This window comes from Allokutzneria albata (assembly GCF_900103775.1).
GTDB classification, from domain to species: Bacteria; Actinomycetota; Actinomycetes; order Mycobacteriales; family Pseudonocardiaceae; genus Allokutzneria; species Allokutzneria albata.
The window spans coordinates 3,608,139-3,629,080 of sequence record NZ_LT629701.1 but is presented as its reverse complement, the minus strand read 5'-3'; the positions used below and the strand labels follow the sequence as shown (position 1 = coordinate 3,629,080).

Genomic DNA, 20,942 nt, shown 5'->3' with positions numbered 1-20,942 from the left:
AACGATGGCGACTTTTTTTCTTACGCCTTGCTAATAGTCAGGTACGGTCCGGTTTCATGCGACCGGATGACCTTGCGCTGTTGCACACCCCCGGAACGGTGGCCCTGCACGGAGATCTGCTCCTGACCGACGTGGCGAGGCCGGACCTGACGGCCAACGCGTACCGCTCCGCGCTGTGGCGGGTGCCGCTGACCGACACCCCCGAGTCACCGCGCCGGCTGACCTTCGGCACGCGCGACTCCGCGCCCCGCATCTCCCCGGACGGCGAGTGGGTGGCGTTCCTGCGCGTCGCGGAGGAGGGTGGCAAGCCGCAGCTGCACGTCATGCCGACCTCCGGCGGGGAGGCCCGCGCCGTCACCGCGTTGCCGCTCGGAACCGAGGCCGCGGTGTGGGCCCCGGACTCCCGGCGCATCGCCTTCGTGGCGCGAATCCCCGAAGAGGGCCGCTACGGCACCGAGGAGGGCGTGACCGCGGCCAAGGAAGCTCCGCGCCGCTTCACCGGCTTCCAGTACCGCTTCGACAACATCGGTTTCATCAGCGACCGGCGGCCGCGGCTGTTCGTGGTCGACGCGCTGGACTTCGACGCCGAGCCGGTCCAGCTCACCGATGGCACGACCCGCGTCTCCTCGCCCGCGTGGACACCGGATGGCACGCATCTCCTGGTCGTCTCCGATCGCGACCTCGACGTCTGGGACACGTTGCACGAGGACCTGTACGCCATTCCGGCCGACGGCAGCGGCGCGCTCACCCTCGCCGTGCGCTCCAACGGAGCCGTCGAGCACCCCGTCGTGCTGCCCGACGGCGATGTCCTCTACTACGGCGCCGAGTTCGAGGGCATCCACGCGGTCGCGCGCAACAGCGGGCTCTTCCGTGCGCCACTGCGCATCGGCGGTGAGCCGACGACCGGTACCCGGCTCACCGACACCGAGACCGTCGACTGCGAGTCCGGCTCCGGGGCACCGGTTCCTGTTCCCGGCGGAGTGCTGGTCGTGGTGCGCGTGCGCGGGGCGAACGAGCTGCGCCTGGTGCCCGACGGCGCCGAGAACGCGGTGCTGGACGAACTGAAGCCGGTGCTGGGCGAGCGCGGTGTGGTCAACGCCTTCACCGCGGACGGTTCGCGCATCGCCGCCGTTGTCTCCACTGTGGACAGTCCGGGAGAGGTCGTCACCCTGGAGACGGAGAACCCGTTGGTGCGCACGGATTTCGCTGCCGAGCTGCGGGCGACCGGGGTGCGCGAGACGATCGAGATCACCGGTACCGCGCCGGACGGGTACCCCGTGCACGGGTGGCTGGTGCTGCCGGAGGGCGAGGGGCCGCACCCCGTGCTCCTCAACGTGCATGGCGGGCCTTTCCGTTACTACGGCTGGGGTTTCTTCGACGAGGCCCAGGTGTACGCGGAGGCCGGGTACGCCGTCGTGCTGCCGAACCCCCGCGGCTCCGCGGGATACGGCGAGAAGCACGGCCGGGCGATCATCGGCGCGATGGGCACGGTGGACGCTGACGACGTGCTCGCGCTCCTGGACGCCGCACTGGAACGCCCCGACTGCGACGCCGATCGCGTTGGTGTGATGGGCGGCTCGTACGGCGGCTTCATGACGAGCTGGCTGGCCGCGCACCACGGCGAGCGGTTCAAGGCGGCGTGGAGCGAGCGCGCGGTCAACGCGTGGGACTCCTTCACCGGCTCCTCCGACATCGGGTGGTACTTCGCGGAGGCCTACTGCGGCGCGGACCTGGAGGCGCAGCGGCAGCAGAGCCCGCTCTACCACGCGGACAAGGTGACGATCCCGTTCGCCGTCGTGCACTCCGAGGAGGACTGGCGCTGCCCGATCGAGCAGGCCCAGCGGCAGTTCGTCGCCTTGCGCCGCAACGGTGTCGCGGCCGAGTTCCTGCTGTTCCCCGGTGAAGGGCACGAGCTCAGCCGCAGTGGCCTGCCCCTGCACCGCAAGCAGCGCTTCGACGCGGTGCTCGAATGGTGGAGCAGGCACCTCGGGTAGCTCCGACCGAATATCGAGATCTTGAAGAAATCGGTTCGCCGTTTGCGGCCGCTTGGCGCACGCTTCCCACCATGACGTGGACAGTGCGCCGGGCGGCCGTGGCAGATGCGGCGGAGATCGCCCGTATCAACGTGAACGCGTGGCGGCGGGCGTACCGGGGGATCGTGGACGACGCGTTCCTCGACTCGATGGACCCCGAACAGCGCGTGCCCGGGTGGGAGCGGTGGATCACCTCCCCCGAACCCGCCGCGGTGTTCGTCGCGGTGGACGAGTCGGGCCGGATCGGCTCCTACGCGGGGGTCGGCGCGGCCCGCTCGGACGACGAGGACTTCCCGGAGCCGACCGGGGAGCTGTACGCGATCTACGCCGATCCCGACCTGTGGGGGACCGGTGCGGGCGGCGCCGTGCACCGCGCGGGTCTGCGGCACCTCGCCGAGAGCGGGTTCGCAGGCGCCGTGCTCTGGGTCCTCGACGACAACGTCCTGGCGCGCAACTTCTACCGCTCCCAGGGCTGGCAGGACGACGACGTGCACAAGGACTTCGAGCTCAACGGCGCGCGGTTGCCGGAACGCAGGTACTCCGTGCGACTGCGCGTGGATCAGCCCAACAGCGTGTAGTTCAGCTCCTGGCAGATCCGGCCCAGCGGCAGGTCGAGGCCGGGGTGGTCCAGGGGCAGCAGCACGTCGGGCGTCGCGGGCATCCCGCTGCCGCCCGGCGGGTCCCACAGGCAGATCGCGGGGTTGCCGGAGTCCATCGACGAGCGGTACCAGAGCCCGTCGAGCTCCGGGTAGGCCGCCCGGATCACCCTCGCCCAGGCCTGGGTGCGGTTCTTCGGGCCGCTGCTCATCGCCTGCGAGGCGCCCGCCCTGGTCGGCCAGAGCCCGGCGAGGTCGAGCAGCCGCAGCGTCCGCTTGGGGCGCATGACCACCAGGTGCGGGCTGCGGGTGCGGCGGTCCACCGTGGAGGTGGCCTGGAAGACCTCGGCGACGCTGGTCCGCACGGACAGGCCGAAGTAGAGCACGCCGTTCTCGTGCGTCTCCTGGTAGACGCCGCCGACGGCGGGCGGGTGTGGGTCGAAGCGCGCGTGCGGCAGCGGTCCCGCGTAGCGGAAGGAGTTCCACCGCTGGGGGTGGGTACCTCCCGCGGCGAAGATCCTCACCAGGCGAGTGGCCCGGTGCACCGCGACCACGTCTTCGGTGCGGCGCAGCAGGGCCTGCAGGGCGGCTGCGGACGGCGGCTGGGGGAGCCGTGCCATTCGTGTCCTGTCGTCTCGGTCGTGGGGCGACTGGCGTGACGAGAACTCGTCAGGCCGGAGTCCCCAGAACCGAGGCGAGCTGGGCCACCCGGACCGGGTCGCCGCCGGCGAGCAGCCAGTCCCGAGGCGTTGCGGGGCGGTCGCCGAGCATCAGGTCCTCCTGGAGTGTCGTCATGAAGGCGGCCACCACCAGCGGCGGCTGATCGGCCGGGATCGAGGCCAGCACGACCTCCAGACCCGGCAGCACGCCGTTGTCGGTGAACTGCCACGCCGGCAGGCGCCAGCCGCCCCGATCCTTCCATCCCGTCAACCGGCCCGCGCTCACCCGGTGCCGGATGCGGCTGGTGTCCACGTCCAGGCAGCGCGCGGCGTCGGCCACCGACAGGGCCGAGTCGCGCAGCACGGCCTGGGCCGCGACGGACCTCGCCCTGGGGTCGGCCTCGTCGGCGGCCCGGGGGCGCAGATCGGCTCCGACCTCGGCCAACGCGGCGCGCTGGTCGGCGGAGAAGTAGGCCGCGGGGTCGGGGTGCGGCGGTGCCAGTTTGCGCGCCGCGTCCTCCACGAGGGAGAGGAACTCGGTGGCGGTGACGCGGAGTCCCGCTCGGGCCAGGACATCCTCCAGCGCAACACTCATACGCACAGAGTAGCGCATGTGTGCGGGTTCGTGCTCTCCGGATCGCTGAGGAGAACCAGTGGCTAGGCCGAATGTGGGTGAGAACATCACGCACAGTAAAAGAGGCTTGTGGGGAAATCACACAAGAAAGCAGTGTCCCACGCCGTGCGCGGTGATGCGATTACGAAGCCGTGACAGAAATCACAAAACGCCGGGCGCGGTGCGACGCAGGTACTGCGCCACATAGCCCAGCGCCAGCACGAACGCCAGCAGGTAGACGTTGCGGCTCACCGGCTCCAGCCAGGCCGGGGCGTCCCAGAGGAACAGCCCGCTGTCGGGGGGCGGGGTGTGCGGCGGGGTCAGCTGGTGCACCTTCACCAGCCAGGCGAAGCCGAGCAGGTACACCGCGGCGACGAGGGCGCTCGCCCCCCTCGCCCGGTAGGTCAGGGCCGCGTGCACGCCGAAGACCAGCAGCGGAACGAACCAGACCCAGTGGTGGCACCAGGAGAACGGCGAGACCGTCGTCGCGGTGAGGCCGCACATCGTGACGCCGAGCAGCTCGTTGCCGCGGTTGGCCGCCCACGCCGCGACCGCGAGCCCGGCGAGGCCGAGGGCTCCGGCGACCACCAGCCACAGGATCGTCGGTGGCTCGTTGGTGCCGAAGAAACGGGCCAGCATGCCGCGCACGGACTGGTTGCTCGGCCAGATCGTCGGGCCGACCCGGCCGGAGGTGAAGAAGGTGCCGGTCCAGTACTTCACCGCGTCGGCGGGGATGACCAGGAAGCCGAGCCCGATGGTGCCGAGGAAGCTCGCCGTCGCCACCCCCGCGGCGCGGAAGCGGCGGGTCACCAGCAGGTAGACGATGAAGATCGCGGGGGTGAGCTTGATACCCGCCGCGATGCCGACCCCGACGCCCTTCCAGCGGTTGCCCGCCCGGCTGGTCAGGTCCCACAGCACGATCACCAGCAGCAGCAGGTTGATCTGGCCGAGCCAGAACGTGGTGCGCACGGCCTCCAGCCAGAACAGCGGGCCGGTGAGCAGCACGGTGAGCAGGACCAGGTCGCGGTTGGCGCGGTAGCCGAGGCGGCGCAGCGACAACCAGATCGCCGCGACCAGCAGGGCCAGGTTGGCCACCGTGGACAGGATCTTCAGCGTGTCCGGGTCGAACAGCGCGAGCGGGGTGAAGATCAGCGCGGCGAACGGCGTGTAGGTGAACTCCAGCGCGTTGAGCACCGGGCCCGCGTAGAGCGGCCGTCCCTGCAGCACCACGTCGCCGCCCGCGCTGTAGACCAGCACGTCGATCATGATCTGGTGGCCCGGCCAGACGACGACGGTGACCGCGTGCGCCGCCAGCGCCACCACGAGCAGCACCGGGGCGAAGATCCGCAGCCAGGTGGGGAGCACGAGCGTGCGTTCGATGACCGAGGGGTTCTGGTCACCGTTGGCCTCGGGCGATGACGTGGCCAGGAACGGCATGGCTCCCCAGGGGGCAGGCGTCGGGGGACCGGCCCAGCCTAGGCAGTGCCCGAACCGCCCCGCTTTCGGGTCCCGCCGCCGCCCGCCCGTGCGCGCTTACGCACTGAATGAGCCATTGAGGTACTTCAACGCACCGAATGACTCATTCAGTGCGCTCAACGCACCAGATGTGGCAGGGACCGCGGCGGTGGGCGGTTAGGATGCGGACAGGACAACAACTCTTTGGGGGTGGCGGATGTCCGCCGTGGACCGGCTCGCCGACGAACTGCTTGACGTGATCTTCGACCAGAACCCGGTCTTCGCCACGATCACCGGGATGCGCGAGCGGGACCACCTGCTCGGCGGGTTCTCCCAGGAGTTCGAGGCGGAGCTGATCGCCCGCTACACCGACGTCCTCGACCGAGCGCGTGCGCTGCCCGTCGAAGGGCTCAGCGCCCAGGACGCGGTGACGAGGGCGGTCGTGGTGCACAACGCCGAGGCCGCGCTCGAGCAGTTCGACGTGCGCTTCGTGGACTTCACGGTCACCGACGACTTCATCGCCCCGTACGCGGAGATGCTGACCGCGATCCCGATGGCGGTGTGCCAGACGCCGGAGCACACCAGGGCCTACCTCGCCCGCCTCGGCGAGATCCCACGGGTCCTCGCGGAGCTGGGCGAGCGCAACGTCGCCGCGGTCGCCGACGGCCTGCTGCCCGTCGCGCACCTCGTGCAGGGCGCCATCGACTACATCGAGCGCTACCTCGCCGACACCGAGGGCGACGTCCTGCGCGGGCCCGTCACCGACGAGGCGTTCATTCCGGAGCTGGACCGCGTGCTCAGCGAGCAGGTGCACCCCGCCTACGCGAAGTACCGTCAGCTGCTCATCGACGAGGTGCTGCCGCACGGCCGCCCGGAGGACAAGCCGGGGCTGTGCTGGCTGCCCGAGGGCGAGCGGCGCTACGCCACGCTGGCCAGGCTGCACACCACCACCGACCGCGACCCGCGGGAGCTGCACCGCGTCGGCCTCGACCTGATCGCCAAGCTGGCCGAGGAGTACAAGGAGATCGGTTCGCGGCTGTGGGGCACCACCGACCTCGCGGAGATCTTCTCCCGGATGCGCACCGATCCGGACCTGCGGTGGCGTGACGCCGACGAGATGCTGACCGCGGCGCGGACGGCCGTCGCCAAGGCGGAGACCGCGGCGCCGCAGTGGTTCAACCTGCAGCCGGAGTCCTCCTGCGAGGTCCGCGAGGTGCCCGCGGCCGAAGCCCCGGCCAGCCCCGCCGCCTACTACATGTCGCCGTCGCTGGACGGATCGCGGCCGGGCATCTACTTCCTCAACACCTACCAGGCGAGCGAGCGGTTCCGGTTCGGCTGCGAGGCGCTGGCCTTCCACGAGGCGGTGCCCGGCCACCACTTCCAGATCGCCATCTCGCAGGAGCTCACCGACCTGCCGATGCTGCGCCGGGTCTCCGTGGTGAACGCCTACGCCGAGGGCTGGGGCCTCTACACCGAGCGGCTGGCCGAGGAGATGGGCCTGTACTCCGACGACGTGATGCGGCTGGGCATGCTGTCGATGGACTCGATGCGGGCCGCGCGGCTGGTGGTCGACTCCGGCGTGCACGCGCTGGGGTGGAGCCGTCAGCAGGTGGTGGACTACCTCACCGAGAACACGCCGATGCCCGCGGTGGAGATCTCCTCGGAGACCGATCGCTACATCTCCTACCCGGGACAGGCGCTGTCGTACATGGTGGGCCGCCTGGAGATCCTGCGTCTGCGCGCGGAGGCGGAGCGCGCGCTCGGCGACCGCTTCGACATCCGCGCCTTCCACGACGTCGTGCTCAGCGGCGGGTCGCTCCCGCTGTCGGTGCTCTCCGATGTCGTCGCGGCGTGGGTGGCTGAGCTGGGATAGCCGTCCTCGCAACGGGTATCCGGCGGGGAGCTGTGTCGACTCTCGAGGAGGCGAACATGAACTCCCCGCGCTCGCAGGGGCCGCCGGTCGTGTACGAGGGCCGGTGCCGTGAACCCGCGCTGCTCGTGCTCGATGCCGAAGGGGAAGCCAAACGCGGCGACCTGCCACCGACGTGGCAGCCGCTGCTCGACCGGGCCAGGATCGGTTGGGTGCGGATGCCGGTTTTCCTTGAGCAGCGCGGAGATGCCTTCGCCTTCGTGCCCCAGGACGCCGAGCGCGTGTACGTGCTCGCGAACGGGACCGCGGCGGAGGCGGCGGTGCGGGTCTCGCAGCTGCACGCCGACGTCGTGCGTTCGGTGTTGCTGGTGGACCCGGTCACGGACGAGCGGTCGCTCGGCGCGCTTCCCGTTCCCGTGCGGGTGGTCGCGGTCAGCGAGGACACGCGCAACGATGCCGGTGCCCCGCTGCCGCTGGGGCACCCGATCGTCGTGGACGCCGTCGAGAAGGCGCTCCGAGAACTGGAACCCGTTGGATAGCAGCAAGAAACAAGCCCCCGTCGCAATCGACGGGGGCTTGTTTCACTTGTGCTTCCTGCGTTTGATGAGCCACAGCACCAGCACTCCCGCCACGACTCCGCCCGCGGTGGCGGCCGCTCGCTTGCGGTCCACCGTGCGCGCCCAGTCGACCGCGTGTCCCGTGGCGAGCTGTGCCTTCTCGCGCAGCTGTTCGGCTTTCTCCTTCGCACGTGCCTTCACGTCCAGCTTGTAGGACAAGGCATCCACGGTCCCGGCGAGCTGCGCGCGTGTGTGCAGGATGTCCTCGCGCAGCTCCTCCGGGCTCATCTTCTCGTTGTCCTGCTTGGCTTCCGCGCTGCCGATCACGTCAATGCCGTCGTTGGTCCGCTTCGTCGTCATCGAGGGGTTCCCTCCTTCAGCGCGGTGATGTCCTGGCGCACGTTGGCGATCGCCTGCTCCGGCACCGGCGGCACGGCCTTCGCGAGCTGCTTCTTGCCGACCAGTGCCAGCACGCCGGCGATCAGCAGCAGCGCCGCGCCGACGACGAAGGCCGCCAGCCAGGGAGCCATGCCCAGCGCCAGCAGCAGCACGATCCCGGCGAACACCGCGGCCAGCCCGTAGAGCGCCAGGATTCCGCTCGCCCCGAACGCGCCCGCGCCGACGCCGGCCCGTTTGCCCTTCTCCTTCAGCTCGGCCTGCGCGAGCCGCATCTCGTCCCGCACAAGGCGGGAAACCTGCTCGGACAACTGCGAAACGAGCTCACCGGTGGTCGGCTCCGCGTTCGCTGTCTTCGACATCGTCAGCTCCCTTCCTGACGATGTCGGTTACCCCGGGCGGCGCCGGTCAATCCGGTAGCGGAGCAGCGGTGCTTGCGTTTGGTGCTCCCGTCCGGAGCAGATCCACCTGGGCACGAGGACCCGCCATCGGGTGCGCTCCGCCCTGGCCTGGACCCGTTCGGCGCGCGCGGGCCGCAACACCATGCTGATCGCCAGACCGACCGCGGCGACGTGGGTGGCCGCGGTGCCGAACGGCTCGTGCCCGGTGACAACGAACAGGATGCCGAGCACGCTCATGATGAGCAGGCGGCGCAACGAGGAGGTGACCAGGAACTCCTGGGCGACCTCGGTGCGCGGGGTCTCCTCCGCGGTCTGGGTACCCATCGCGCACCTCCCGGCTGGTGGAGCACATCGGGTACCCGGGCGGCAGGCGCGCTACCCAGTTGATCAGGTGCGCACCTCGAAGTCGTGGAACCGGGTCGGAAAGCCCTTGCCCTGCGGGGACGCGCACATCGGGCCCACGAGCACCTCGCCGCCCGGTGGGAAGTACGCCAGGCGCAGCAGGGTGCCCGGCTCGTCGCCGCCGATGCCGTAACGGACGGTCACCGCGTCACCGGTGCGGTCGACCACGAGAGAGACCGGCCCGGTCAGCTCGGGAAGCGCCACCACCGACCAGTCGGAGAAGTCCCTGGTCACCACGGCGCTGAGGAAGTGCTCGCCGTCGACGAACTCGATCCCGGTCTTGATCCAGTTCCGCTCGTCGATCCGCAGCAGCGCGCCGGCCTGGTCGTACTGCTCGGTGTAGGAGCCGGTGAAGCTCAGCCGCAGCACGAAGTCCCCGCGCACCGGCCGCAGCAGCGCGTGCCCGGTGTCCCGGACGAAGTCGTAGTGCGTGGTGCGCCAGAAGTCGCTGTCGTCCTTGGACGTCACCGTCAGCCCGTCCACAGTGGACCACTCGGCGGGCGGGTTGAGCCAGCTCCAGCCGGACACGCCGAACGCGGTGATGTCGCTCATGAACGCTCCTTCTTGACGGTGTTGCGCAGTTTCGCGCGTACCACGCGACGCGCGACGGGACCGAGCTCGTCGATCACCTCGACGAGCGTGGCCAGCTCTTGCAGCGTTGAGCCGATCGGGGCGACCGGCTCGAACAGCTCCAGCCCGACGAACGTCGCGGCGACCGTCCGCGCCAGGGTCGTGGGATCGAGCAGGCCGTCCAGCGGTGAGCCGGCGAGCAGGCGGCGCAGGACGTGCTCGATCTCGGTGATCCAGAGCCGCACGGCGGCCGCGCTCGCCTCGGCCAGCTTCGGATCGCGCTGCGCCCCGGCGAGCATCTGCGCGAGCACGGTGACGTTGCCCGCCTCGGTCTCGTCCTGGTGCACCTGGGCGCCGAGCGCTAGCAGCCCGGAGAAGGAGTCCACCGCGGCGAAGCGCTCGCGGAAGCGCGCCACCCGCTCCTCCGTGGTGACCAGGCACGCCTGCGCGAGCAGGTTGTCGACGCTGTCGAAGTGGTAGAAGACCAGGGCCTGGTTGACCCCCGCGGTCGCCGCGATCGTGCGGGCGGAGACCGCCGCGATGCCGTGCGCGCGGATCGTCTCGACCGCGCCGTCGATGAGCCGTCTGCGGGTGTCACCCATGATCCAACCCTAGACGCGGTGCTCAGTCCTTCCTGGCGAGCAGGCGGTAGGAGTTGCACAGCCCGTACTTCTCGGCGACGTCGGCCAGCGCGACGTCGGCCAGGACGCCCGCGGCCATCAGTGGTGTCCCGGCCGCGAAGGTCACGCCCCTGGCGATCCGGCTGAGCGTCGACGGCGGCTCCGGACGCCAGGGCACGTCCCGCTCCGGGGCCACCGCGCGCAGCGCCGTCCAGGCCGACATGAGCAGGTCGGCAGGCTGGTGCGCCTCCGCGTGCTGCTCCAGGACCACGGTGTAGCCCAGCTCGGTCAGCCGCTCGCGCAGGTTCTCAACCGGGAAGAAGTGCAGGTGCTGCGGCTGCAGCCAGATGGACCACCACTTGCCGAGCAGCTTCGCCCAGCGGCAGGCCGGATCGGGCACGTCGATCAGCAGGTACCCGCCGGGCCGCAGCACCTTGGTGGCCGCCTCCAGCTCCAGCTGCGGGTCCTTGCTGTGCTCCAGGTAGTGGAACATGCTGACCACGTCGTAGCGGTCCGGCATGGTCGGCGCGAGGTCGACGAACATGCCGCGGTAGCCGCGGTCGACCCAGCCCCGGCGCTCCGCGAGCGGGATGCCGTCGCTCATGTCCAGCCCGTGGAAGCTGGTCCGCGGCCAGACCTCCTTGGCGGCGTTGCAGAAGTGACCGTGCCCCGTGCCCACGTCCAGCCACTTCTCCGGGGTGAGGAAGGGGCGCACAGTCTCCGCCTGCGGCTGGAAGTACCCGCGCCGGGTGCCGAACAGGCCCTGGATCAGGTCCTCGTTCAGCCCGTCGTAGGCGTCGCGGTAGTAGAAGGCCAGCCCCTCGGCGGTCGGCTGCGGGTTGGTGAAGACGTGACCGCACGAGAGGCATTCGTCCACTTTGAACTCACCGGGCTTGCCCTGGTTCAGATCACCCGAGCGCAGCCGCACCTTCAGCTCGGTGGCCCCGCACCACGGGCAGTCGGCCCGCTCCGGCTCGAAGAACCGGTCCAGCCCGGCGGCCAGGTCGGCCTGGTACCGGGCCCGCCGCTGCTGCACAGGGTCTTCGCCGTCGGCCCGGTGCGCCGCGTCCGCCCGCAGCGCCGCGACCAGCCGCTTCGGCTCGCGGACCAGGCGCAGGAAGCTGTAGGACCACAGGTCCGCCGGCTTGAGGTGCCGATTGCCGCCGAGCACCATCAACGGGTGCGCCGACCACGCGGCCAGCGCGGCGAACGCCCAGCCGGGGCTGAACAGTCCACTTGCGACGATCAACGCGGGGATCGACAGCGCGGTGGTCAGGTCGGGGCCGAGCCGGGAGCCGTGCCGCACCCGCAGCACCTCGGCGTCCTCGGCGAGCACCGCGGGCGAGGAGAACAACCGGGGCGCCAGCACGACCTGGGTCTGTGCCGCGGCGTGCGGCTTGAGCTCCTTCTCCGCCCGCGCCAGCTCCACCGGGCTGGGCACGCCGCGCCGGGGCAGGCCCACCTTCTGCAGCAGCTGGTGCTCGGCGAGCACCGCGTGCCCGCCGCCGTGGCCCTTCGCCTGCCGGTCCTGGCGGTGGGTGCGCGGGTCGACCTCGTGCAGCAGCTCCAGCACCTGTCCGGTGGGCAGGTCCCTCGGCACCAGGTTGACCACCGCGAGCCCGTCGCGCTCGGCCAGCTCGCGCGCGGCGGTCTCGGTGACCCGGTCCACCACGACGCCGGTGGCGCGCACCAGGCGCAGCACGGAACCCCGCCTGTCCACACCGGACTCGCCGGTGCGTTGCCTCGGGACGAGCGGCAGTACCGGCAGCCCGGCCAGCCTGCGCCGCTTCGCCAGCGCGTCGAGCACCGTCACCAGCATCGCGACCATGGGCAGGACGCGCACCGCCTTGGACCATCCACGCTTGGACATAGTTCGGATATCGGCGTCTACCTGCGGTAACCCGATTACCCGATCTTGTGGGTGACGTGCGGGTCCCGGTCCGCCGCGATCGGTGCGCCGGCGTGGGTCAGGATTTGCGGGCGATGACGCGGTAGGCGTTGGTCAGGCCGAGGCGTGCCGCGAAGGGGCGGAGTGCGCCGTCGGCCAGGCTCGCCGCGAGCAGCACCGGGCTGCCGATGGCGAGGGTGGCCGCGCGGATCGCCTTGCGGGTGGGATCGGGCTTGGCGGGGTACCAGGGCAGGTCCTCACCGCCGGCCGCCAGGTTGCTCAGCCGCGTCCACGCCGCCGACAGCAGGTCGATGGGCTCGTGCGCCTCGGCGCGCTGCTCCAGCACCACGGTGAAGCCCATCTTCTCCAGCTGCCGCCGGAGGTTGCCGATCGAGACGAAGTGCAGGTGCTGCGGCTGCAGCCACGGGATCCACCACTTGCCGAGCAGGTTCGCCCAGCGCGCCTCGGGGTCGGGGACCTCGATCACCAGGTGACCGCCGGAGCGCAGCGCGGTGTGCGCCGCCTCCAGCTCCAGCTTCGGGTCCAGGCTGTGCTCCAGGTAGTGGAACATGCTGACCACGTCGTAGTTCGCGGCCATGGACGGCGACAGCTCGACGAAGCTGCCGCGGTAGCCGCGGTCGATCCAGCCGCGGTGCTCGGCGAGCTTGATGCCGTCGGTGATGTCCAGACCGTCGAAGGTGGTCTGCGGCCACACCTCCCGCGCGGCGTTGCAGAAGTGGCCGTGGCCGGTGCCCACGTCGAGCCAGGACTCGGGCTGGGCGAAGCGCTTCAGCGACTCCGCGCGCGGCCGGTACATCACCCCGCGCGCCTTGAACAGCGAGTCGAGCTTCTTCTCGCCCATGCCGTCGTAGAAGTCGCGGTAGTAGAAGTCCAGGCCCGCCGAGGTCAGCTGCGGGTTCTGGAAGACGTGCCCGCAGTCCTGGCAGCGGTCCAGCACGAACGTGCCGGGCTTGCGCTGGAACAGGTCCCGCGTGCGCAGCCGGACCTCCAGGCGCGTGGAGGAGCACCACGGGCAGTCGGTGCGGCGCTCGCCGAAGAAGCGATCGATGCCCTTGGCCAGATCGGCCTGGTAGGCGGGGCGGCGCTCCTCGACCGGGTCCACCCGCTCGGCCGTGTGGGACTGGGCGGCGGCCATCGCGGCGAACAGCCGCTTGGGCTCCTTCACCGCGCGGCTGGCGCTGTAGGACAGCAGGTCCGCCGGGCGCATGTTCTTGCTGCCGTAGAAGACGATCAGCGGCTGGGCGGACCACGCGCCGATCGCGGCCAGCGCCCACGCCGGGTTGATCAGCGTGCTCGCCGCGAGCGCGGACAGCCACGCCAGCTGCGGCAGCAGGGCGCCCATGGTGTTCTCACCGTGCATCGACGCCAGCACTTCGGGGTCCTTGGCCACCACGTCCGGCGCGCTGGTCAGCCGTGGCGCGACGATGAGGTCGGTGCCGCCCGGCGCGTGCAGCTTCAGCTGCGCGATCGCCTCGGCCAGCTCCGGTGCGCTCGGATGCCCGTTGTCGGTGGGGATCCCCGCCGCGCGGAGCACGCCGTCGTCGGCCAGCGTCGCGTGCAGCGCGCCCCGGCCGGGGGCCTGCCGGTCGGTGCGGTAGGTCGTCGGGTCCACCGCGCGCAACAGGTCCAGCGCCTGGGCGACGGGGAGGTCCCGCGGCACGAGGTCCAAAGTGGACAGACCTTCGGCCTGGGCGTGCGCGCGGGCGGCGGCCAGCGTCGCCCGGTCCACCCGGACGTCCTCGGCCTCCAGCACCCGGAACCGGTCCTGACCGGGTTCCGGGCGGTCCGGCAGCGTGCGCAGGCCTGCCAACCTGCGGCGCAGCTGCGCGGTGTCCAGCACGAGTCCCGCGATGAGCCCGGCCTGGATGGTGCGCCGGACCCACTTCCCGGAACGGCGGCGCTGTGTCGATGCTTGACCCTGCGAGCAGGTCTTCGACGACTTTCCTGCGGTCACGCTGTGGTCCCTCCTGTGCCCGCGAGAGCGGTGGCGGTGGCGTCGTGCGCCAGGAGCTCGAGGTGCTTCGCCGCGCCGGCCGCCCCGCCGGCCGCGCGGAAGGAGTCCCGCACCCGTTCGGCCGCGGCCCGGTGGTCCGCGTCGGAGAGCACGGAGTCGACGGCCTTGCCGATCTGCTCGGCGGTGGCCCGGTTGAAGCGCAACCGGATGCCCGCACCGCAGTCGACCACCTGTTGGGCGACGATCGGCTGGTCGTCGCGGATGGGGGCGACCACGAGCGGCAGCCCGTGCGAGAGCGTCTCGCACACGGTGTTGTGCCCGGCGTGGCAGATCACCGCGTCGAGCCGCTTCAGCAGGCGCAGCACGGGAACCCGCGCCGCGACGACGGCGCCGCCGCCGGGGTGTCCGGTCAGCACGCCCGCCGGGTCGGCGACGATCGCCTGGACCCGGTCGGCGCGCTCGACGAGCGCGGTGACGGCCTCGCGCAGGAAGCGCTCACCGGCGTCGGCGTTCGCCGTGCCCAGGGTCAGCAGCACCTTCGCCCGCGAATCGTCGAGCTCGGCGTCGGGGAAGTCGTCGGTGTCGGGACGCTCGGTGATCGACGGCCCGACGAAGCGCACGTTCTCGTGCGCGGTCTCGCCGATCAACGCCCTCGTGGTGAACGCCAGGGCGAGGTAGGGGGAGAACCGGAGGTCCATGTCGAGCCGGGTGTCCCCGAACTCCGTTTGCAGGCCCTGCAACAGGTTCCGCAACCACTCCTCGACCTTGGGCATGCTGGCCAAGGGATCGGTGAACTCGGCGGAGGTCGTCGCGGAGGTCGCCCACGGCAGCCCGAGGGAGTTCGCGACGATGGCTCCGGCCACCGCCTGCTGGTCCGCGACGACGACGTCCGGGCGGAACTCGGCGCAGGCGGCCCGCACGCCCGGGACCATGTCCCTGGCCAACGGGGCGAGGAAGTTCTCCCACAGGAACTTCAGCGCCGCGGGCCCGCGCAGCTCGGGCGGGCGCTGCGCCCCCTCCTGGCCGAGCAGGGGGCCCGCACAGGGGAACACGGTTGCCTGCGGGCCGACGAGGTGGCGGGTGAACTCCTCGTGGCCCGCCCAGGCCACCTCGTGGCCGCGTTCGACGAGCCGTGCGGCCACACCGACCGTCGGGTTGGTGTGGCCGACAAGCGGCGGCACGACGAACAGGAAACGACTCATCTGGCGAATTCCTCAGGGAAGGACGACGGTGTCCGGGAACCGCGGTGTCACGCGGGAGTGCCCTCCAGCACGCGGCCGCTCTCGTGCTCGGCGACCCACGGCAGCAACAGGTCGCGGACCGTCTTGGGCGCCTCGACCAGAACGGAGTGCTCGTGCCCGCCGACCACGACGGAACGGCAGCGCGGCAGCCGGGTCTCCATCAGCTGCGCCTGCACCGCGAGGTCGGACTCGCTGCCGAAGATCGCCAGCACCGGGCAGTCCACCGACTCGATCTCCTCGGCGGTGTGCACGCGGCTGGCCGGGATGTCGGTGGCCATGCTGGTGTTGCACAACGCGTTGCTGGCCGCCTTCGCCAGCCGCGAGGTGTGCGCGCCCTGGTTCTCGGTGATCCAGGCGAAGGCCTCCTCGTAGCGCAGCTGCTCCGCCGCGCGGCCGAGCAGCCCGCCGAGCTTGGCCGACCACGCCGGGGTGGCGGGCTCGGACTCGATCATCACGATGCTGGCGACGCGCTCCGGGTGCGCCACCGCGTAGCTGAAGGCCACCGTGCCGCCGAAGCTGTTGCCCACCAGGTGAACCGGGCCCTCGACGTTCATCGCGTCGAGCATCGCGTCCAGGTCGCCGACGAAGTCGCTGATCCGGTAGCCGCTCTCCGGGCGCCCGCTGCGGCCGTGCCCGCGCAGGTCGAAGGCCAGCACCTCGACACCGGCGGCGGACACCGGCGCGGCGAGGGTGAAGTAGAAGCTCGCCAGGCTGTCCGTGCCGAGGCCGTGGATGAACACGACAGTGGGAGGTCGTTCGGCAGTGACGTTCTTGGCGGCCATGCGCTGCACGTGCAGCCGGATGCCGTTCGCCTCGATCATCGCCATGGTCACTGCCCCCCGACGGAAGCGGTCGAGTCGAGGCAGGACACGACGTAGTCGACCAGCCGGCCGACGGTCAGCTCGATGATCTCGTCGAGCTCCAGGTCGGCGATGAACTCCGCGAAGTTGACCCGGCCGCCGTAGTGCTGCTCCAGCTGACCGGAGAGCGCGACCAGGTCGATGCTCTCCAGCTCCAGGTCCTCGTGGAACTTGGTGTCCATCGCGATCACCGCGTCGTCGAGGCCGTACTCACCAAGGACCTCGCGGAGCATCTCGCCGATGTCCGCGAGCACCGCCTCAGGTGCCGACAGATCAGGGGTCGTCGTCACAGGGTTTCCTCCTCGTGCGCGAGGCCCGTCGTCCAGGCCACCACGTAGTGCCGTTCCGGCAGTCCTTCGGCGTTGCTCGCCTCGGTGCTGTGCACCAGGTAGCGCCGTTGCCCGACGCTGACGACGAGCCGGACGCCTGTGGCCTGCTCGACGACGAAGTTCCTCGGTGCTCCTTGCAGACCGGTGCCCTCCGCCTTGGAGACTGCCTCCTTGGCGGTGAAGAACCGGGTGAACCACAGCGCCCTGGTCTCCCCGGTGCGCGCGACGAGCGCGTCGAGCAGTTCCAGTTCCACTGTGGACAGTGCGAACGCGACGGTGGAGTCGTCGCGTTCGGCGACCTCCTCCACGTCGATGCCGATCCCCGGGATGCCGGGGACCTCCCGCTCCGCGACGGGGCGGGTGATCGCGACACCGACCTCGCGGCAGTGCGCGATGGAGACGTCGGTGTCGGTGAACTCGGTGCCGTGCCGTCCCGTGACGAACGGCCGTCCGGTCGGCTCGTTGCCCACCCGGACCTCGCCGGGGAACAGCGGGGGCGCGCCCGCGGCCCACAGCTGTTGCCGCACCGCGTCCTTGGCGACGATCCGGCCGAGCAGCCACTGCCGCCGCGTCCTCGGCGATCGGGTCTCGTACTCGGCGCGCTCCACGGCGGAGAGGTGGTTGCGCATGATCAGGTCGCGCGAGGCGAGGTCCGGCCACAGCTCGTGCAGCAGGTACCAGCCGCCGTGCTGGCGCTCGGAGATCGTGTTGCGCTCGGGGAAGCGCTCCACCGGCTCGGTCTTCGGGTTGCTGTCGAAGCGCCGGTCCACCCAGCTCTCGATGTGCGCCCAGAGCGTGCCGTCCGGGAGCAGCAGCTGCATGTCCGCTTCCAGCAGCGTGTCCGACACCCCGCGGATGCCGATCACGCACTCCAGCGGGACCCCGGCGGCCGGGTGCGGCCCGAAGAACCGGATGGAGCGCATGCCCACCGGGAAGACGACCTTCTTCTCGGTGAACCGAGACATGATCCAGTAGCCGAGGATCTGGCCGACGTTGTCCAGCAGCGCACCCGGCGCGGGCGGCGTGGTGATGGTGCCGCGCACGTGGTGCTCGCTCACGCCGGTCAGCGCGGTCACGCCCTGGAACAGCGGCCCGTGGAACATCCAGCGTTTGGTGTAGAGCTCCTCGCCGGTCAGCTCCGGCGTCTGCTCGCCCGCGAACGGCGGCCACACCGCGGGCACCTGCCCGGCGTAGCTCGGGGCCAGCTCCACCGTCGCCTGGCAGTAGCCGGTGATCGACACCTCGACCCGGTGCGGCGCACTGTTGTTCTCGGGGACGACGTTGACGTCGACCTCGATGCCGGGCGCGGAGACCATCCAGCGGTTGAACTTCACGTCGTGCAACGTGACCGCGCGCTGACCGGGGGCGCTGCGCTCGGCCGCGTCCATCATGTGCTGGACGAGCGTGGTCGCGGGCACGATCGGCCAGCGGTCGGTCTCGTCCGGCCAGTTCGCGCGCTGCCGGAAGAAGCAGTGGTCCAACAGGTACGGCATCGCCGTGGTGTTGACCGCCAGCTTCTCGTGCAGCTCACGCGGAGCCGAGACCGTCTTCACCGGAGCAGCCGCCGTCCGCGCGGCGCCGATGACGGCGGCCGCGGTGTCCGCGGTCTCGCGCAGCAGGTCCTCCAGCTGTGCGGCGAGCGGGAACTGGTTGCCCAGCTTGCCCAGCGCGCCCGTGCCGATGCTCGACCCCGCAAGCGGGTCTTCGGCGTCAGCGGCGGGCCTGCTGATCGGCGGCACGGAACCGTTGAGCGACACCAAGGCGCCGTTGAGGTCCAGCCGCATCGGCGGCCTGCCGGCCTTCTTCGAAGGCGCCGGAGCGGCCGGAGCGGGCTGGCCGAACAGGTCCTGGGCAGGAGCGCCGCCTTCCACCCAGAGCGCGGTGGCGACGCGACGCAGCTGCTCCATCCCGGAGCGGTTGCCCGCGTTGCCCACCACGGCGAGGTGTTCCTGCCCGCGCAGTGTGTCGCTGATCAGCGAGGCCAGCTGGCCGGTGCCGGTCTGGATGAAGACGCGGTAGCCGTCGGCGTACATCGCCTCGACCAGCTGGCGGAACCGGACCGGCTCCAGCAGGTGCCGGACGAACAGCTCGCGGATCGCGGCTTCCGCTGTGGGGTAAGGAGAAGCGGTGGTAGCGGACCAGATCGGCAGCGTGGCCGGGTGCAGCGTCAGCTCGTTCACCGCGGTGTGGATCGGGTCCATGAACGGTTCCAGCATCGGCGTGTGGAAGCCGGACTGGAACGGCAGCAGCTGCCCGAGGACGTTCTTCCCGCGCATCTCGCGGACCAGGTCCTCGACGACCTCGACCGGCCCGCACACCATGCACTGGTTGGGCGCGTTGTCGTGGGAGAGCACGAGTTCCGGCCGCGCGGCGAGCGCGTCGGCGATCCGGTCGACCCCGCAACCCAGCGCGGCGAAGGCCACGCCCGGCACCTTCAGCGCGTCGGGGTCGTAGGTCTGCAGGAAGCTGTCGATCTCCGCGTCGGAGTAGATGCCCGCGGCCACCATGGCGGTCCACTCGCCGACGCTGTGCCCCGCCACGCCGTCCGGGGTGATCCCGCTGCGCCGCAGCACGGTGTCGAGCATGCGGCCCATGCTGAAGACGGCTTCGCCGTGCGCACCGACGGTTTCGCCGGACAGCTCCCGCTCGGGCAGACCGAAGTGCGCCGCCACGTCGTCCATCCGCGGCTCGAAGTCGGCTTCGAGGCCGGGGAAGACGAACGCGATCTTCGCGCTGGGCGCGCCCAGCAGCGGCGAGGGGCTGAACCAGACGTCGTTGCGGCCGCGCCAGGACACCGCCTTCGCCGCGACCTTGCGGGCCAGGGTCAGCTTCCGCGTGGTCGGCCCGACGATGCCGAGGCGGGTGTCCAGCGGCGAACCCTCCGCGAAGGACATCGCGCGCAGCTCGGCGTCGTCGGCCTCGAGCAGCTTCGCCAGTTCGGCGGGGGAGGAGGCGCTCAGCCGCAGCACCTGCTCCGGCTCGGAGACCACGACGGGAGTGCCCGCAGTGCTGATGCTCGACCCCGCAACCGGGTCTTCGGCGGACGCTTGCTCCAGCACCACGTGGGCGTTGATCCCGCCGAACCCGAAGGCGTTCACCGCGGCGCGGCGCGGCTTGCCCTGGGAGGTTTCCCACGGGCGCGCGGCGGAGATCGGGCGGAACCGGGTCTCGGCGAGCGCGGGGTGCGGCTCCTCGCAGTGCAGCGTCGGCAGCAGCACGCCCCGGTGCACCGCGAGCGCGGCCTTGACCAGACCGGCGATCCCCGCGGCGGGCATGGTGTGCCCGATCATCGACTTGACGGAACCGATCACCGGGAAGTCGTCGGAATCGTTGGAGGAGCCGAAGATCCGGCGCAGCGTGTCCAGTTCGGCAGCGTCACCGGCGGGCGTCGCGGTGCCGTGCGCCTCCAGCATGCCGATCGCGTCCGGCGCGGTCGGGTCGAGCCCGGCGGCGGCCCACGCCCGCTGGAGCGCGAGCACCTGCCCGTCCGGCTCCGGGTTGAAGAGGCTGGCCGCCTTGCCGTCACTGGCGACACCGGTACCGCGGATCACCGCGTAGACCCGGTCGCCGTCGCGCTGGGCGTCCTCAAGGCGCTTCAGCACCACCACGCCGGTGCCCTCACCGATCAGGATGCCGTCGGCGTTCTTGCTGAACGGGCGGATGCTCTGGCTCGTGGACAGCGCGCGCAGCTGGGAGAAGACGCTCCAGAACGTGACGTCGTGGCAGTGGTGCACACCGCCCGCCAGCATCACGTCGCAGCGCCCGGCGGACAGCTCGGTGACCGCCTGGTCCACCGCGATCAACGAGGAGGCACAGGCAGCGTCCACTGTGTACGCCGGGCCGCGCAGGTCGAGACGGTTGGCGATCCGCGACGCGGCGAGGTTGGGCACGAGGCCGATCGCGGACTCCGGCTGGTGCGGGCCGAGCTGTTCGGTGAACGCCGCGCGAACCGATTCCAGCTTCTCCGCGGGCAGATCCGGCATGAGCTCCGAGAGCGTGCGCACCAGCTGGTGCGCCGTCCGCACGCGCTGCTCCAGCCGCACCAGGCCGGGCGTGAGGTAACCGCCGCGTCCGAGCACCACGCCGATCCGGTCCCGGGCAGGCAGCTTCTCGTCCCCACCTGCATCGGCGATGGCGGCGGCGGCCACGCGCAACGCGATCAGCTGGTCCGGCTCGGTGCCCGCGACGGAGTTCGGCATGATGCCGAACCGCGTCGGGTCCACCTCGGCGTAGGCGTCGACGAAACCACCGCGGCGGCAGTAGATCTCGTCCGCCTCCGCCTTCCCGGTCGCCGAGGACGGCTTGTAGTACTCCGCGTCCCACCGGCCCTCGGGCACCTCGGTGATCGAGTCGACCCCGTCGACGAGGTTGCGCCAGTAGCTCTCCAGATCGGGCGCGCCCGGGAGGAGAACCGACATCCCCACAATGGCGATTCTCGATCCCGCGAGCGGATCTTCGTCAGCGATACGCATGCCGT

18 protein-coding genes are annotated in these 20,942 nt (G+C 71.1%); 4 read left to right on the top strand and 14 right to left on the bottom strand.

All coding sequences use genetic code 11. The annotated features are described in order from the left end of the window. The first annotated feature begins 56 nt into the window (after positions 1–56). On the top strand, positions 57–1,994 hold the full coding sequence (locus tag BLT28_RS16370) for a S9 family peptidase (protein WP_030431497.1): 1,938 nt from the start codon (positions 57–59) through the stop codon (positions 1,992–1,994). A gap of 71 nt (positions 1,995–2,065) precedes the next feature. Continuing rightward, complete coding sequence (locus BLT28_RS16365; RefSeq protein WP_052407712.1) at positions 2,066–2,611, top strand: GNAT family N-acetyltransferase; 546 nt, start codon at positions 2,066–2,068, stop codon at positions 2,609–2,611. Here BLT28_RS16365 and BLT28_RS16360 read toward each other — a convergent pair. From BLT28_RS16360 to BLT28_RS16350, 3 genes are all read right to left on the bottom strand, one after another. Continuing rightward, positions 2,593–3,249, bottom strand: coding sequence for an RES family NAD+ phosphorylase (locus tag BLT28_RS16360; protein WP_030431495.1), 657 nt, complete (start codon positions 3,247–3,249; stop codon positions 2,593–2,595). The two genes, BLT28_RS16365 and BLT28_RS16360, sit on opposite strands and share 19 nt — an antisense overlap. A gap of 49 nt (positions 3,250–3,298) precedes the next feature. Next, the gene (locus BLT28_RS16355) at positions 3,299–3,883 is read right to left on the bottom strand and encodes a hypothetical protein (RefSeq protein WP_030431494.1); all 585 of its coding nucleotides are present in this window, start codon (positions 3,881–3,883) and stop codon (positions 3,299–3,301) included. A gap of 180 nt (positions 3,884–4,063) precedes the next feature. Further along, the gene (locus BLT28_RS16350) at positions 4,064–5,338 is read right to left on the bottom strand and encodes a glycosyltransferase 87 family protein (RefSeq protein ID WP_052407711.1); all 1,275 of its coding nucleotides are present in this window, start codon (positions 5,336–5,338) and stop codon (positions 4,064–4,066) included. A 235-nt stretch (positions 5,339–5,573) separates the two neighbouring features. Here BLT28_RS16350 and BLT28_RS16345 point away from each other — a divergent pair, with 235 nt between their 5' ends. Further along, entirely contained in the window at positions 5,574–7,229 is a 1,656-nt protein-coding gene (locus BLT28_RS16345; protein ID WP_030431492.1) for a DUF885 domain-containing protein, read from the top strand. A gap of 56 nt (positions 7,230–7,285) precedes the next feature. Next, positions 7,286–7,765 (top strand): hypothetical protein, encoded by a 480-nt coding sequence (locus BLT28_RS16340; protein ID WP_052407710.1) that lies wholly within the window; start codon positions 7,286–7,288, stop codon positions 7,763–7,765. A 42-nt stretch (positions 7,766–7,807) separates the two neighbouring features. On the opposite strand, the gene BLT28_RS16335 is transcribed toward BLT28_RS16340, so the two are convergent. The 11 genes from BLT28_RS16335 to BLT28_RS16285 form a co-directional block, all read right to left on the bottom strand. Then, a complete protein-coding gene (locus BLT28_RS16335) occupies positions 7,808–8,143 on the bottom strand; it encodes a DUF3618 domain-containing protein (protein ID WP_052407709.1) in 336 nt (111 codons plus the stop codon). Next, positions 8,140–8,541, bottom strand: a complete 402-nt coding sequence (locus BLT28_RS16330; RefSeq protein WP_030431489.1) for a phage holin family protein — start codon at positions 8,539–8,541, stop codon at positions 8,140–8,142. The genes BLT28_RS16335 and BLT28_RS16330 overlap by 4 nt, the downstream gene beginning before the upstream one ends. 27 nt (positions 8,542–8,568) lie before the next feature. Continuing rightward, positions 8,569–8,904 (bottom strand): hypothetical protein, encoded by a 336-nt coding sequence (locus BLT28_RS16325; RefSeq protein ID WP_030431488.1) that lies wholly within the window; start codon positions 8,902–8,904, stop codon positions 8,569–8,571. A 63-nt stretch (positions 8,905–8,967) separates the two neighbouring features. Then, a complete protein-coding gene (locus tag BLT28_RS16320) occupies positions 8,968–9,534 on the bottom strand; it encodes a DUF1349 domain-containing protein (RefSeq protein ID WP_030431487.1) in 567 nt (188 codons plus the stop codon). Beyond that, positions 9,531–10,154 carry a TetR/AcrR family transcriptional regulator gene (locus tag BLT28_RS16315; protein WP_030431486.1) on the bottom strand — a complete coding sequence of 208 codons (624 nt, stop codon included), beginning with the start codon at positions 10,152–10,154 and terminating at the stop codon, positions 9,531–9,533. Before BLT28_RS16315 ends, BLT28_RS16320 begins: the two co-directional genes overlap by 4 nt. A 22-nt stretch (positions 10,155–10,176) precedes the next feature. Beyond that, the gene (locus BLT28_RS42010; protein ID WP_231950805.1) at positions 10,177–12,042 is read right to left on the bottom strand and encodes a class I SAM-dependent methyltransferase; all 1,866 of its coding nucleotides are present in this window, start codon (positions 12,040–12,042) and stop codon (positions 10,177–10,179) included. Positions 12,043–12,139: 97 nt separating this feature from the next. Further along, positions 12,140–14,035: a class I SAM-dependent methyltransferase gene (locus tag BLT28_RS42005; RefSeq protein ID WP_231950804.1), complete on the bottom strand. Its 1,896-nt coding sequence runs from the start codon at positions 14,033–14,035 to the stop codon at positions 12,140–12,142. Next, a complete protein-coding gene (locus BLT28_RS16300; RefSeq protein WP_030431483.1) occupies positions 14,032–15,237 on the bottom strand; it encodes a glycosyltransferase in 1,206 nt (401 codons plus the stop codon). Before BLT28_RS16300 ends, BLT28_RS42005 begins: the two co-directional genes overlap by 4 nt. Positions 15,238–15,284: 47 nt before the next feature. Further along, positions 15,285–16,103: an alpha/beta fold hydrolase gene (locus BLT28_RS16295; RefSeq protein WP_030431482.1), complete on the bottom strand. Its 819-nt coding sequence runs from the start codon at positions 16,101–16,103 to the stop codon at positions 15,285–15,287. A gap of 2 nt (positions 16,104–16,105) precedes the next feature. Next, entirely contained in the window at positions 16,106–16,369 is a 264-nt protein-coding gene (locus tag BLT28_RS16290; protein ID WP_052407735.1) for an acyl carrier protein, read from the bottom strand. A gap of 53 nt (positions 16,370–16,422) precedes the next feature. After that, a complete protein-coding gene (locus BLT28_RS16285; protein WP_081900538.1) occupies positions 16,423–20,937 on the bottom strand; it encodes a type I polyketide synthase in 4,515 nt (1,504 codons plus the stop codon). Positions 20,938–20,942 lie beyond the last annotated feature (5 nt).